Origin of the sequence: Pseudonocardia sp. NPDC049154 (genome assembly GCF_040648315.1) — a bacterium.
Taxonomy (GTDB): Bacteria; Actinomycetota; Actinomycetes; order Mycobacteriales; family Pseudonocardiaceae; genus Pseudonocardia.
Window position 1 is genome coordinate 1 of sequence record NZ_JBEZDN010000178.1, and the last position, 13,197, is coordinate 13,197.

General features: G+C 72.7%; 13 protein-coding genes and 2 tRNA genes. 5 read left to right on the plus strand and 10 right to left on the minus strand.

From position 1 onward, the window contains the following. Positions 1-138 precede the first annotated feature (138 nt). The 6 genes from AB0B41_RS40370 to AB0B41_RS40395 all read right to left on the minus strand — a co-directional run bounded on the left by AB0B41_RS40370 (position 139) and on the right by AB0B41_RS40395 (position 5,846). Positions 139-1,023, minus strand: a complete 885-nt coding sequence (locus AB0B41_RS40370; RefSeq protein ID WP_358212314.1) for a toll/interleukin-1 receptor domain-containing protein — start codon at positions 1,021-1,023, stop codon at positions 139-141. Between the two features lie 332 nt (positions 1,024-1,355). Then, entirely contained in the window at positions 1,356-2,666 is a 1,311-nt protein-coding gene (locus tag AB0B41_RS40375; RefSeq protein WP_358212315.1) for a tyrosine-type recombinase/integrase, read from the minus strand. Positions 2,667-2,780: 114 nt separating this feature from the next. Further along, a tRNA-Arg gene (locus AB0B41_RS40380) sits at positions 2,781-2,853 on the minus strand. Positions 2,854-2,914: 61 nt separating this feature from the next. After that, positions 2,915-3,004 (minus strand) — tRNA-Ser (locus AB0B41_RS40385). Positions 3,005-3,092: 88 nt separating this feature from the next. After that, positions 3,093-5,093 carry an acetoacetate--CoA ligase gene (locus AB0B41_RS40390; RefSeq protein WP_358212316.1) on the minus strand — a complete coding sequence of 667 codons (2,001 nt, stop codon included), beginning with the start codon at positions 5,091-5,093 and terminating at the stop codon, positions 3,093-3,095. Between the two features lie 66 nt (positions 5,094-5,159). Continuing rightward, positions 5,160-5,846 (minus strand): dienelactone hydrolase family protein, encoded by a 687-nt coding sequence (locus AB0B41_RS40395; protein ID WP_358212317.1) that lies wholly within the window; start codon positions 5,844-5,846, stop codon positions 5,160-5,162. Between the two features lie 60 nt (positions 5,847-5,906). Here AB0B41_RS40395 and hisC point away from each other — a divergent pair, with 60 nt between their 5' ends. Then, positions 5,907-6,953, plus strand: a complete 1,047-nt coding sequence (hisC, locus tag AB0B41_RS40400) for a histidinol-phosphate transaminase (protein WP_358212318.1) — start codon at positions 5,907-5,909, stop codon at positions 6,951-6,953. Positions 6,954-7,040: 87 nt separating this feature from the next. After that, the gene (locus AB0B41_RS40405; RefSeq protein ID WP_231498096.1) at positions 7,041-7,433 is read left to right on the plus strand and encodes a DUF4870 domain-containing protein; all 393 of its coding nucleotides are present in this window, start codon (positions 7,041-7,043) and stop codon (positions 7,431-7,433) included. Between the two features lie 80 nt (positions 7,434-7,513). Here the strand turns inward: AB0B41_RS40405 and AB0B41_RS40410 are convergent, their stop codons facing one another. Further along, positions 7,514-7,786, minus strand: a complete 273-nt coding sequence (locus tag AB0B41_RS40410; protein WP_358212319.1) for a GlsB/YeaQ/YmgE family stress response membrane protein — start codon at positions 7,784-7,786, stop codon at positions 7,514-7,516. A gap of 305 nt (positions 7,787-8,091) precedes the next feature. On the opposite strand from AB0B41_RS40410, the gene AB0B41_RS40415 reads away from it, so the two are divergent. Further along, the gene (locus tag AB0B41_RS40415; protein WP_358212320.1) at positions 8,092-8,364 is read left to right on the plus strand and encodes a GlsB/YeaQ/YmgE family stress response membrane protein; all 273 of its coding nucleotides are present in this window, start codon (positions 8,092-8,094) and stop codon (positions 8,362-8,364) included. An 83-nt stretch (positions 8,365-8,447) separates the two neighbouring features. On the opposite strand, the gene AB0B41_RS40420 is transcribed toward AB0B41_RS40415, so the two are convergent. Further along, positions 8,448-9,110, minus strand: coding sequence for a response regulator transcription factor (locus tag AB0B41_RS40420; protein ID WP_358212321.1), 663 nt, complete (start codon positions 9,108-9,110; stop codon positions 8,448-8,450). A gap of 310 nt (positions 9,111-9,420) precedes the next feature. On the opposite strand from AB0B41_RS40420, the gene AB0B41_RS40425 reads away from it, so the two are divergent. After that, complete coding sequence (locus tag AB0B41_RS40425) at positions 9,421-10,812, plus strand: family 16 glycosylhydrolase (RefSeq protein WP_358212322.1); 1,392 nt, start codon at positions 9,421-9,423, stop codon at positions 10,810-10,812. A gap of 1 nt (position 10,813) precedes the next feature. On the opposite strand, the gene AB0B41_RS40430 is transcribed toward AB0B41_RS40425, so the two are convergent. After that, positions 10,814-11,152, minus strand: coding sequence for a hypothetical protein (locus AB0B41_RS40430; RefSeq protein WP_358212323.1), 339 nt, complete (start codon positions 11,150-11,152; stop codon positions 10,814-10,816). A gap of 144 nt (positions 11,153-11,296) precedes the next feature. Next, the gene (locus AB0B41_RS40435) at positions 11,297-11,866 is read right to left on the minus strand and encodes an XRE family transcriptional regulator (protein WP_358212324.1); all 570 of its coding nucleotides are present in this window, start codon (positions 11,864-11,866) and stop codon (positions 11,297-11,299) included. A 59-nt stretch (positions 11,867-11,925) separates the two neighbouring features. On the opposite strand from AB0B41_RS40435, the gene AB0B41_RS40440 reads away from it, so the two are divergent. Next, complete coding sequence (locus AB0B41_RS40440) at positions 11,926-13,101, plus strand: benzoate/H(+) symporter BenE family transporter (RefSeq protein ID WP_358212325.1); 1,176 nt, start codon at positions 11,926-11,928, stop codon at positions 13,099-13,101. Positions 13,102-13,197: the final 96 nt, after the last annotated feature.

Genomic DNA, 13,197 nt, shown 5'->3' on the forward strand with positions numbered 1-13,197 from the left:
CCGTCGCAACGCCCTCGGGTTCCGCAACCTGATCAACTACCGCATCCGGTCGCTACTGCACTGCGGAGCCCTCGCACTCTAAATCCGGAAGAGCCTCATTACTGGCTTTCCTCCTCCTCGTCCGCGCCCAGCGGGCGGTTACGGGGGCCAGGTCACGAGCAGTGCGGCGGCCGCACGCACGGGCTGCACCGGAGGCGTCAGCGCCATGCTCAGCCCCAGGGCGAGCAACGCGAGCACGCAGAGCACCGCGACGGTCCAGACCCGCTGAGTGGCCAGCGGCCCACTCTCCCGCCAGTTCCCGCCGGCCGCGGCGACCCGCTGTCGCTGGTGGCGGATCTCTCGGACGAGCCCGCGCACTGCCAGCGCGCCGAGCACGGCGAACAGCCCCACCAGGCCAGTGGTGGCCCCCAGGCCACTCGCTCCGCCGTTGGCGATCAGCCCCAGGCTCGTGGCCACCATCAGTCCACAGAAGACGGCCGCCCACCAGAGCGCGATCCGCCGTCCCACCCTCGGCCCCCGCACGGTGTCCCCGACCTCGCTCGCAGCCCGGGTGGGCTGTGGCTCACGCAGGATCCGCGCGACGGCCTCCTGCAGGCTCCCGACGTCCGAGGCGAAGGTCTCGTGGTCGAGCCGGACCGCGTTGCGGTTCACCAGGGGCTGCAGCCGGCGCGGGAGCTCAGTGGCTTCCGGCATGTCGGCGCCGTCGATCAGCACGGGAATCACCCGGACGTCCCGCTCCAGGGCGAACCGGATCTCGAGGCTCACGTAGTCGCTGGGGTCGTGCAGCCTGGGCCTGCCCGAGCGCGCGTCCACCCCGAGCCAGCGCGGCCCGATCAGCGCGAGCAGCACGTCGCAGGTCTCCACCGCCTCCGCGATCGCCCGGGCGAAGTCCATCCCCGGCTCGATCGTGTCGACGTCCATGAACACCTGCACCGCCGTGAATCGGCCGGTCAGGCGGTCGGCCAGCCGCCCTGCCATGTGCCGCGTGTCCTCGCGGCGGTAGCTCAGGAAGATTCCGCTCATACCGCCCTCCTGGCGCAGGTCACCGGGAAAGAGACGCGACCGCCGCCCTGAGATACGGGACGACGGCCGCGCGGAGGCGGGGCCACTTCAGCGTCCGCGGGCGAAGACGACCCCGGTGAAGGCGGCAGCACCGGGACAACGGGAAGAAAATGGTCTCCTCCCCCACCCGCCAGCGAGCCCCCTTCTCCTATCTGGAACGTCGCGAGGAGACCGCACCGGCCCAACCGATAACGGACGTCCTCGCAGCTCACAGGCACCGTCCGAGATCAGCCCGGACCGTTTGAGACGAGCTTCACGCAAGCTCCAGTCTGGAGGTCATGCCCGCGGCTGGGTCACTTGCCACGGTCGCGAAGCGAGGTGAGATCGAGCGGGGTTCGGCGCCCCACCACCCCGGCCGCGACCTGATCGGCAGACCCCACCCACGCTGCGTAATGCCTCAATGTTGTGGTGCCGTCGCCGTGGCCGAGCCGACCCGCGACGGTCCGCAGATCGACGCCGGCCGTCAGCAACTCAATGGCCGAGTAGTGCCGCAGCTCCTTTAGCGTCGTATCGATGCCCAGCTTCGCGACGAGGCGGCCGTACCGACGTGTGAGGGAGGCCGGATCGCGCGGGCGGCTCATGTCCGGCGATTCCGAGAACACCCATGTGCGGTCCGTCAGATCGGCGTCTAGCAGAGCGAGGCGGGCGGCGCAGTCGTCGCGGTGAGCTCGGAGCAGGTCAAGTGTCGGCGCGTCGATCGACGCTCGGCGCATCTGGTGACTCTTGGTGTCCTTGAGCAGCATGCCATCCGTAGTTCGGACGTAGTTCTCGTCCAGCCGGACGATGCCTGCGTCGAGATCCAGATCCTCCCACTGCAGGGCGACCACCTCGCCGCGGCGCGCGCCCAACATCACTGACAGCCAGAGGTACAGGCCCCATTCCGGGGACGCCTCCCACGCCGCCTCGACGATCCGGGCCATCTGCGCGCTCGTCGGGGGCTTCGGCTGCGGGCGAGGCTTGGCTGGCGGGCGGACCAAGGACATCGGGTTGAAGCTGATCCAGCCCCACCGCACCGCGGCCGAGCAGGCGCCGGACAGGATCGCGTGGACCGAGCGCACGCTCGACCCCGCGTAGGGCCTGCAGACGTGTCGCTTGCACCCCTCGGCGGCGCAGCCGTGCGAGCCCTCGGCGGCGTGCTTCTCGACGAAGGCCTTGCCGTCGCAGAGCCCCCGGCACTTCCGCAGCCGCGCGTAGAACGGTTCGAGCCGCTCGGCGGCCTCTCGCACGAACAGGATCAACGGCACGTCGCCGAGCTTCGGCCGGATGTAGATCCGGATCTGCGCCTCGTACGTCATGCGCGTGGTCGGGTCGATCTCATGCTGGGCCATCCAGCGGTCCAGAAGCGCCCCTACGGTCGCGCGGGTGCGAGCCACCTTGAGGTCGTCGGCGTCGGCAAGCAGGCGCGTACGGAGCTTCTCAGCCTCCTTCTGGGCCGCCCGCTCCGAGCGGGCGTTGCCCGGGTGCTCGATCGGGACGCTGTCCGTGAGGATGATCCGCTCGCCGGTGGGATCCTCGCCGGCCGACACGCGTACCTGGAACCTGTCGCGCATACGTCGGATGCTGCCCCGCTGCCGCGACTTCGGCGGCTCCTCCACGGCCGTCACAGGCCGGAAGCTAGCAACGCTTGTGGATCAGACCGTGGATCGTGATCCACTTCGACGACCTTGAACGAGTCGGGCCCTGACCAGACTCGCTGGTCAGGGCCCGATCCCTTGCTGTGCGCCCGAAGGGATTCGAACCCCTAACCTTCTGATCCGTAGTCAGATGCTCTATCCGTTGAGCTACGGGCGCAGGTACCGCATTCAGTTGTACTACATGCCGTGTCCGACCCGAGAGTCGGCCCACGCCAGCGCGGAGGCTCCGGGATTTGAACCCGGGATGGGGGGTGACCCCAAACCGCATTAGCAGTGCGGCGCCATAGACCAGACTAGGCGAAGCCTCCCGGGGCCTCTCGGCCTCCAGCGGGTCCAAGAGTACACACGGCCCGGAGGGGGTTCGCACCCCACCCCGGATTCCGTGATCGATGCAGGTCAGCGCGCCGGGTCGGCCAGGTCGAGGAAGGGGCCGAGGGCGTCGGGGTTCTGCAGCGCCCCCTTGCTCACGGCCTTGTCCGGGCTGACGCCGGCGAGGATCTTCTTGACCGGGACCTCGCACTTCTTGCCGTTCAGCGTGCGCGGCACGGCGTCGACGACCACGAACCGGTCCGGGACGTGCCGGGGCGAGAGCTCGCTGCGCAGGGCCTTGCGCAGCCGCGGCTCGACGTCGTCCAGCGACGCCCCCGGGGCCAGCACGAGGAAGCACAGCAGCGCCCCCTCCTCCTTCGCCCCCAACGCCGTGGTGTCGATGACCAGCGAGTCGGCGACCTCCTCGAAGCCCTCGACCACCGCGTAGAAGTCCGCGGTGCCCATCCGGACCCCGCCACGGTTGAGGGTGGAGTCCGAGCGGCCGTAGATCACGAAGGAGCCGCGCGGGGTGGCCCGCACCCAGTCCCCGTGCCGCCAGATCCCCGGGTACATCTCGTAGTAGGCCTCACGCAGCCGCGACCCGTCCGGGTCGTTCCAGAACATCACCGGCATGGACGGCATCGGCTGGGTGATGACCAGCTCACCCACCTCGACCGGATCGGCACTGACGAGGTCCTCGCCCCGTTCGTCGAACGAGTGCACGTCCGCGCCCAGCGCGGCGACCGACAGCTCACCCAGCCACACCGGCACCGTGGGGGCGGAGCAGACGAACGCCGCGCAGACGTCCGTGCCGCCGGACACCGAGCAGATCTGGATGTGCTCGCCGCAGGCCTCGGCGATCCACCGGAACCCCTCCACCGACAGCGGGGAGCCGGTGGAGCCCAACGCCCGCATCCGGGACAGGTCGTAGGAGTCCCGCGGGCGCAGGCCCTTCTTCAGGCAGGACTGCACGAACGGCGCCGACACCCCGAACACCGTGACACCGTGCTTCTCGGCCAGCGCCCACAGCGCACCCAGGTCCGGGAAGCCCGGGTTGCCGTCGAACAGCAGGATCGTCGACCCGACGAGGAGGCCGCCGACCAGGAAGTTCCACATCATCCAGCCGGTGGTGGTGAACCAGAAGAAGGTCTCCCCCGGGCCCAGGTCGTTCTGCAGCCGCATCGCCTTGAGGTGCTCGAGCACGATCCCGCCGTGGCTGTGCACGATGCCCTTGGGCAGCCCCGTGGTGCCCGAGGAGTAGAGCACCCACAGCGGATGGTCGAACGGCACCGCCTCGAACTCCAGCGGGCCCGCCTCAGCGGTGAACTCCGCCCACGGCGTGGTGCCCTCCAGCGTCGCCTCGGGGTCGAGATAGGGCACCAGCACGGTCTGCCGCACCGTCGGCAGCTGCTCCTGCAGGGCCGCGACGGTCCTGCGGATGTCGAAGCCCTTGCCGTTGTAGCGGTAGCCGTCCACGGCCAGCAGGACCACCGGCTCGATCTGGGCGAAGCGGTCGTGCACCGCCCGCGCGCCGAAGTCCGGCGAGCAGGAGGACCACACCGCGCCCAGCGACGCCGCCGCGAGGAACGTGACCAGCGTCTCGACCGAGTTCGGGGCCAGGGCCACCACCCGGTCCCCCGCGCCGACGCCCGCCGCGACCAGCCCCGCCCGGGCCCGGGCGACCTGGTCGCGCAGCTCGGCGTGGGTCACGGTGCGCTCCAGCCCGTCCTCGCGGGCGAACACCACCGCGGTGTCGGCGTCCTCCCGGCCCGGACCCGGGGCGAGCGCGTGCTCGGCGTAGTTCAGCGTGGCGCCCGGGAACCACTGCGCACCCGGCATCTCCCGCGAGCCCAGCACCGCCGTCGGCTCGTCCCGGAAGATCACCCCCAGGAACTCCGCGGCCGCGGCCCAGAAACCCTCCAGATCACGCACCGACCAGGCGTGCAGCTCCGCATAGTCCGTGTCCGACTCCAGCTCCACGCCCTTGTGCTCCCGCACCCACCGCGCGAACTCCGCGATCGCGGTGCGGCCAGCCTGCTCCGGCGACGGGGACCAGAGAACCTCGGGGACGTCGACGTCGAGGGTCATGGCGTCATCGTCGCCGACGCCGTGCGTCCCGGGCCACCCCCGGAGGACGGGGTGGTGACGCGCCTCTCAGCGCAGGTGGGAGTCGAACCAGTTGAGCATCCGCTGCCACGCGTCGGCGGCCGTGGCCGGGTCGTCGTCGAAGCGGTGGCCGGAGCCCGGGTAGGTCACCAGGTCGGTGGCGACCTCGGACTCGCGGGCGGCGTCGAGCAGCCGGTCGAGCTCCGCCTCGTCGTCCCGGTCGCCGTAGATGCCGAGCCACGGGCAGGTCAGGCCGGGGGCGGCGGACACCAGCGCGGGCAGCGGGCCCACCGGCTCGTCGATGCCGCCGCCGGCCACGGTGACCGCGGCCCCCAGCGTCCGCCGGGCCGCCACCAGCAGCGCGACGCTGCCGCCCAGGTCGAAGCCGATCACGCCCATCCGGTCCGGGGCGACCTCGTGGTCGGCCAGCCAGCCGAACGCGGTGTCGGTGTCCGCCATGACCTGCTCGCCGTCCAGCCGGGCGACGTGGTCGGCGACCTGGTCCTCCGCGCCGTCGATCTCGTCCGCCCCGTCGCGGTGGTAGAGGTGCGGCGCGACGACCAGCCAGCCGTCCCCGGCGATCCCCTCGACGAGCCGGCGCACCGTGTCGGTGACCCCGCGCGCCTCGTGCAGCACGACGATCCCGCCGCGGGCCGGGCCCTCGGGTTCCGCGACCGTGAGGCGCAGGTCGGAGCCGTCGACCAGGGGCACCGCCTCGGTGCGGATCTCGCTCATGCGGACAGCCTTCCACGACTGCGGCGCACGCCGGGGACGGGGCGGGCTACCGTGACGCACATGACGCCGATCCGCCCCGACCTGGAGTCCCTGCCCGCGTACGTCCCGGGCCGGGCGATCCCCGGGGCGATCAAGCTGGCGAGCAACGAGGTCGCGCTGGCGCCGACCGCGCCGGTCCTGGCGGCGATCGCCGAGGCCGCGGCGGCCGGCAACCGGTACCCGGACCTCGCCGTCGTCGGGCTGAGCGAGCGGCTCGCGTCGGAGCTCGACGTCACGCCGGACCGGATCGCGGTCGGCTGCGGCTCGGTCAGCCTCTGCCAGCAGCTCGTGCAGATCACCTGCCGGGAGACCACGGACGAGGTCGTCTACGCCTGGCGGTCCTTCGAGGCCTACCCGATCGTGACCCAGATCGGGAACGCCCGCGCCGTCACCGTGCCGCTCGACGGCGACTTCCGGCACGACCTCGAGGCCATGGCGGCCGCCGTGACCCCGCACACCCGGCTCGTGTTCGTGTGCAGCCCGAACAACCCCACCGGCACGGTCGTGCACCGCGCGGAGTTCGAGCGGTTCATGGACGCGGTGGGCCCGGACGTCGTCGTGGCGCTCGACGAGGCCTACCACGAGTACGTCACCGACCCCGAGGCCGTCGACGGGCTGCCGCTGATCGACCGCTACCCGAACCTCGTGGTGCTGCGGACCTTCTCCAAGGCGTACCGGCTCGCGGGGCTGCGGGTCGGCTACGCCGTCACCGCGCCGGAGATCGCGACGGCGCTGAAGAAGGTGTGCGCCCCGTTCAGCGTCAGCACCGTGGCCCAGGCGGGTGCGATCGCCGCCCTCGACCACGCGACCGAGCTGCTGGCGGCGTGCAAGGAGGCCGTGGGCGAGCGGGTCCGGGTGCGCGAGGCCCTGCTCGCGGCCGGGTACACCGTGCCGCACACCCAGTCGAACTTCGTCTGGGTCTCGCTCGGCGAACGGACCGCGGACTTCGCGGCGCACTGCCTGGAGCACAAGGTGGTGGTCCGGCCGTTCCACCCCGACGGGGTCCGGGTCACGGTCACCACCCCCGAGGAGGACGACCGGTTCCTCGAGGCGGCCCGCAGCTTCTGACCCGGGCCGGTTCCCGGGGTCCTTCGACCCGGTATCTCCGGGCATTTCCCCGATGTCCGGGGCGCCGCGCGGGTGTTCACTGCGGATATGAGCAACTCGCCGTACGAGTACACCGGCCACCAGTCCGGGGACGCCCCGCTCGTGCCGCGCGACGACGAGCGCAACTGGGCCATGGCCGCGCACGTGCTCAGCTTCGTGTCCGCCTGGTTCGCGCTCGGTCTGTTCGCGCCGCTGATCGTGCTGCTGGTGAAGGGCGGCGACTCGGCCTACGTGCGCCGGCACTCGGTCGAGTCGCTGAACTTCCAGATCAACGCCCTGGTGTGGACGGTCGTGTTCGGCCTGCTGATCTTCGTGGGGATCGGGCTCGTCCTGCTGCCGCTCTACGGGGTGTTCTACGTCGCCTGTGTGGTGCTGGGGACGGTCCGGGCCTCGCAGGGCGTCGACTTCCGCTACCCGCTCACCCTGCGCCTCGTTCACTGACCCGCGCACGCGGACGGGCCCGGACCGTGGCTGGTCCGGGCCCGTCGCCTGTCCGTGCGGTGGGAGTGGTGCGCCCTGCGTCAGTGCCGTGCGCCGCGCCTCGCCCAGAGGTTCGAGACGAGCACCACCAGGATCACCGCCACGACGATCTGGAAGATCGTCTCCCAGAAGTTCCAGCCCGACGTCCGCAGGTTCAGCGCCCGGGCGATGAACGTGCCGATGAACGCCCCCACGAGGCCGACGATGAGCGTCAGCCAGATCGGGATGTTCTGTTTGCCGGGCACCAGCAGGCGGGCCACAGCGCCGATGATGAGCCCGAAGACGATCGCGGTGATGATGCCGGTAACGGTCATGGAACTCTCCCGACTTCGTTGCAGGGCCACCCCCGCGGTCGCCCCCCAGGGCGTCTGCCTAGCACAGCGCAGGGACCACGGCCTGCCGGACGAGCGGTCGGGACCGAAGCGTTATCTCTCGTTCCGTCGCAGGTCAGGACGTGCACCCGGACGGATGACCACGGTCGGCCCAGCGGCCGCGCCGAAGGACCCGAACAGGACGAATATCGTCACCGTCCGTTTACGGCCGTCGATCACCGGGCATCCGCACCTCGACCACATCGGACACGCTCCGGAAGAACCCGGCGCGACCGCGAGGAGGAACAATGGGCGTCATCGGTTGGATCGTCGTCGGGCTCATCGTCGGTGCCCTCGCCAAGCTGATCATGCCGGGCAAGGACCCGGGCGGCATCATCGTCACCTGCATCATCGGCGTCGTGGGCGGCCTGCTCGGCGGCTGGATCAGCTCGGCACTCTTCGGCGTCGACACGGGCAGCTTCTTCGACCTGCGCACCTGGGTGATCGCCCTGATCGGGTCGCTGGTGCTGCTCGGCATCTACCGGCTCGTCGTCGGCCGGCGCTCGCGCACGCACGCCTGACGCGAGCCGCCGCACGGCACACGGACGGCGCCCGCCCGGAGAACCCGGGGAGGGCGCCGTCGTGTGTGCGGCCCCGGTCCTGCTCAGCCCTCGAGCACGTACCCGGCCCCGCGGACCGTGCGGATCCGCTCGGCGCCGATCTTTCGGCGCAGGTAGGAGATGTACACCTGGACGAGGTTCGGCGAGGCCGGCTCCGACCACACCTGGTTCGCCAGCTCCTCGTGCGACACCGTGGTCCCCGGTTCCGCGAGCAGGGCCGTGAGCAGCGAGAACTCGGTGGGCGACAGCGACACCGGGCTGCCGTCCACGGTCACCTCACCGAGCTCGGTGTCGACCACCAGCTCGCCGCGGCGGATCAGCGTGTGCCCGACGGCGCCGGTCAGCCGCAGCCGCAGCCGGATCCGCGCGGACAGCTCGTCGACGGAGAACGGGCGCAGGACGTAGTCGTCCCGGTCGCTGCGCAGCTGAGCGATCACCGCGTTGCGACGCTCACGCGGGGTGAGCACCACCACGGGCACGCTCGGCGACTCGGCGTGGACGGCCGCGAGGACGGCGGCGTGCTCGGGTCCGGGGAGGTCGACGTCGAGCACCAGGAGGGCGGGCGGGGCGGCACGGATCGTGTCGAGGACGGCGATGCCGTCGCCGGCGAGATCGGCACGCATCCCCTCCGCACGGAGGGAGCGCAGCACCGACGCCGACGCGGCGGTCGGGGGCAGCGCCACGAGGACGGGGGCGTACGGGGGCACGGAGGCTCGAGCCGTCGCCTGCGACGGCACGAACACGGACGCACCCCCCGGGGGAGCAGCGGGGAGCATCACGGACAGCTTGGCGTGAAACCCCGGCGATCACAATCCGTCAACGGTTCGAACGGCGTGTGCCGGACCGACGAGCGGCCCTCCCTGAGAGTCGCGTTGCTCCGAACGGCCCAGTCATCCCGGGGATCCCGGGGAGAACGGGGCGCTCCGGCGCCTCCCGGCGACCTGTCGGCGCGCTGAGGCAACCCCGGCTCTCAGCTTCACCCGGTCGGTGGGGCGTTGCTCCATATGGTCATCGATCATGCGACGGAAACCCTCCGCCGCGGAGGACCGGCTCGACCCCCGCGAGCTGGTCGCCCGACTCTCCGCGGAGCACGGCTCCCCCACCGGCCGCCCGGGCCGTCCGGCGCGTCGGCGGCACGCCGCCGGCGCCACGGCCACGATCCCCGCGCCGCGCTCCGTCGACGACCCGGGCGCCGACCCCGACGGCTCCCCGGACCACGCGGACCGCCCGCGCGAGCCCGCGCTGCTGACGCACACGTCGTCGCTCCCCGCGGTCGGGCTCGACCCCGAGGGTTCCGGGCCGCCGCCGATCAGCCCGATGACCGGGATGCCGGTCGTCACGGCGGCCGACATCATCGCGGGCCCGGGCACGGGCGAGCTCACCGACGGCACCGACGGCACCGGCGCGGACGACACCGACATCGAGCGGGAGGCCCCCGAGCCCCGCCGCGGCCGGCGCCGCGCCCCGCGCTCGGCCCTGCGCCGGTGGGCCCCCGTCACCGTCGGCACGGCCGCGGTGCTCGTCGCGGCCGCGGTCGCCCTGCTGCTGCGCCCGGTCTCGGACGAGGGGCCGGACCTGTCCGCGTCGCTGACCTCGTCGGACACGGCCCAGGGCACGCCCGACGCACCCTCGACCGGCGTGGCGGCCGTCCCGGCCCCCGGCGCGCTGAGCCAGGCGGTGGACTCGGCGCGCGAGCACGCCACGACCACCACGCGCCCGCCGGTCGCGGCCGCGAACCCGGCGACGGGCGCGTCCCGCGCGCGCGGCCCGGTCTCGGGCGGCGACGGCTCGACGGCGGCCGGCCGCCTGGGCTGGACGCCGATCGGCGGCGACGAGTTCTCCGGCGGCCTCGGCAAGTGGGGCCTCTACGACGGCGCGGGGCACGGCGGCAACGGCCGGCGCACCCCCGACGCGGTCTCCACCTCGGGCGGGGTCCTCACCATCCGCGGCGACTCCAACGGCAACACCGGCGGCATGGCGTTCAACGAGAGCCGCCAGTACGGCCGGTACGAGATGCGCGCCAAGTTCCCTCCGGGCGACTCGCAGTACCACCCGGTGCTGATCCTGTGGCCGAGCGACATCGAGTGGCCGCGCGGCGGCGAGGTCGACTTCGCGGAGACCGACAGCGCGTCGGACGGCGTGCACTTCTTCCTGCACTACGGCGCGGACAACAACCAGAAGTCCGCCAGCCGGAAGATCGACATCACCCAGTGGCACAACTACGCCGTGGAGTGGACGCCGAACGGGATCACCGGCTATCTCGACGGGCAGCAGTGGTTCTCCAGCACCGATCCGGGCACGCTCCCGCCCGGCAAGATGCACCCGACGATCCAGCTCGACTACTTCCCGGACGGCGGCTCCCCGCGCCCGAGCGAGATGCAGGTCGACTGGCTGCGGATCTACTCCTGAGCTACTGCTGACGGATTAGCCGCACCACGTCGTCGACGCGCGGCTCCAGCAGCGCCCACCCGTCGCGGAGGAGCTCCAGGGGCCGCCCGTCGGCGAGCTGCCAGATCACGGCGCCGCCCGTGAGCGCGGCCAGCGCGACCAGGATCAGCAACAGCCGGCCGAAGCGGGCCCGGCGCAGGCGACGGCGGCGCCGGGCGGCCGACTCGGCCCAGGTCCGGGGGCCCATGGCGCGCCTCGACGCACGGGTGGCCCGGTGCGCGGGCCCCTGCGACGGACGCTGCACGGGGATGCGGACGGTCGGGACGTCGTCGGGGAGGGTCCAGGTCGGCTGCAGGCTCATGGGGCGGTCCATCCGGCGGCGGGTCGGTCATCACTCTGTCGAGCAGATCTCTGTCCGCGTTAGCCGTGGGACTGGGCCGAACGGGCGTTCCTGCTGACCCGTTTCACCTACGGTGACCGGCCTGTTCCGCTGTGTGCGGCTGCGCTACGTGGGGTAGCGGATCAGCAGCGAGGCGTGCACGTCCTCCGGTCCGACGGCGGCGTAACCGTGAGGAGCGTCCGCAGCCCACTCGAGATACCCGCCGGGCCCTGCGCGGCCCGGCGCCTCGAGCCGGCCGGCGCGGAGCTCGCCGGCGAACACCGTCGCGTGCTCGGTGACGCCGGGGTGGTGGGCCGGCGAGACCTGCTCGGCTCCGGCGGGGATCCGCATCCGGTAGAGCTCGTAGGTGGCCGGGCCGTCGTCGAACACCCGCAACAGCTCCATGTCGACCGCCGCGCCGCGGATCCGCGGGCTGCCCCCGCCGGCGACCAGCGCGGTCAGCGCCACCCCGAGCGCGGCGGCCACCGCGTGCAGCGTGTCCAGGGTGGGGTTGCGGGTGCCCGCCTCGAGCCCGGAGAGCGTGGCCTTGCCGACCGACGCGCGGCGGGCCAGCTCGGACAGCGACATCCCCCGCTCGGTACGCAGCGCCCGCACCCGGGGGCCGACGTGTGCGGCGCCGCCGGGGAGGGCCGGCCCGGTGCCGGTCCCCGGGTCGCTTGCCTCCGTCGTGTCCACGCGGTTATCGTCCCACCCCGGTTGCCGTTCCGTAAACGGAACGGCCGAGGGGAGACGTCGTGCGCGGGATCGCTCGACCGCTGCTGGCCGGGGTGGTCACGGCGATCGTCGGCTTCGGCGGCTCGTTCACCGTGGTGCTCACCGGGCTCCGGGCGGCGGGTGCGTCCGAGGCGCAGGCGGCGTCGGGCCTACTGGCGGTCGCCGTGGGGTCCGGGATCGTGGCGCTGGTGCTGGGCCTGCGCACGCGGATGCCGGTGAGCATCGCGTGGTCGACGCCGGGGGCGGCGCTGCTGATCTCCTCCGGCGTCCCGGAGGGCGGCTTCCCGGCAGCCGTGGGCGCGTTCCTCCTGTGCGGGGTGCTGATCGTCGTCGCCGGGCTGGTGCGCCCGCTCGGCCGGCTCATCGCTGCGATCCCCGGCCCGATCGCGGCCGCGATGCTGGCCGGGGTGCTGCTCGACCTCTGCCTGGCGCCGGTCCGGGCCCTGCACGACGTGCCGCTGCTGGCCGCGCCCGTGATCGTCGTCTGGGCGCTGGTGGCGCGGTTCGCCCGGCAGTGGGCGGTGCCGGCCGCGCTGGTGGTGGCGATCGCGGGCATCGCGCTCACCGGGCCGGGCCTCGGCGGGATCGACCTCGCGCCGCGGCTGGAGTGGACGACGCCGGTGTTCACGCCGTCGGCGCTGATCGGGATCGGGCTGCCGCTGTTCCTGGTCACCATGGCCTCGCAGAACGTGCCGGGCATGGCGGTGATGGCGCAGTACGGCTTCGTGCCGCGGCTGCGCGGGATCCTCGTCGCGACCGGCCTCGCGACGCTCGGTGCCGCTCCCTTCGGCGGGCACGCGGTGAACCTCGCCGCGATCAGCGCGGCGCTGGCCGCCGGGCCCGACGCCGACCCCGACCCGGACCGGCGCTGGATCGCCTCGGTCACGGCCGGGGTCGGCCTGGCGGTGCTGGGCCTCGGCGCCGGGCTGGCCACCGCGCTGCTGCTGCTCTCCCCGCCGGTGCTGGTCGAGGCGGTCGCGGGGCTCGCCCTGCTGGGCGCGCTCGCCGGTGCCGTGACCTCGGCCGTCGCACAGCCGGAGGGCCGGGAGGCGGCGATCGTGACGTTCGTGGTCACCGCCGCCGGAGTGTCCTTCCTCGGTCTCGGCTCGGCCTTCTGGGGGCTGCTCGCGGGTGGCGCGATGCTCCTCCTGCACCGCCGCCGCACCCCCCGACCCGTGAGCGGCACCAGCCCCTAGATGTAGTGACCCATCACCTTGTTGACGGTCATGCGGCGAGTCGGGTGGCCGGGGGGCGGCCGCCGAGGGCGGAGTGGGCGCGTCGAGTGTTGTAGT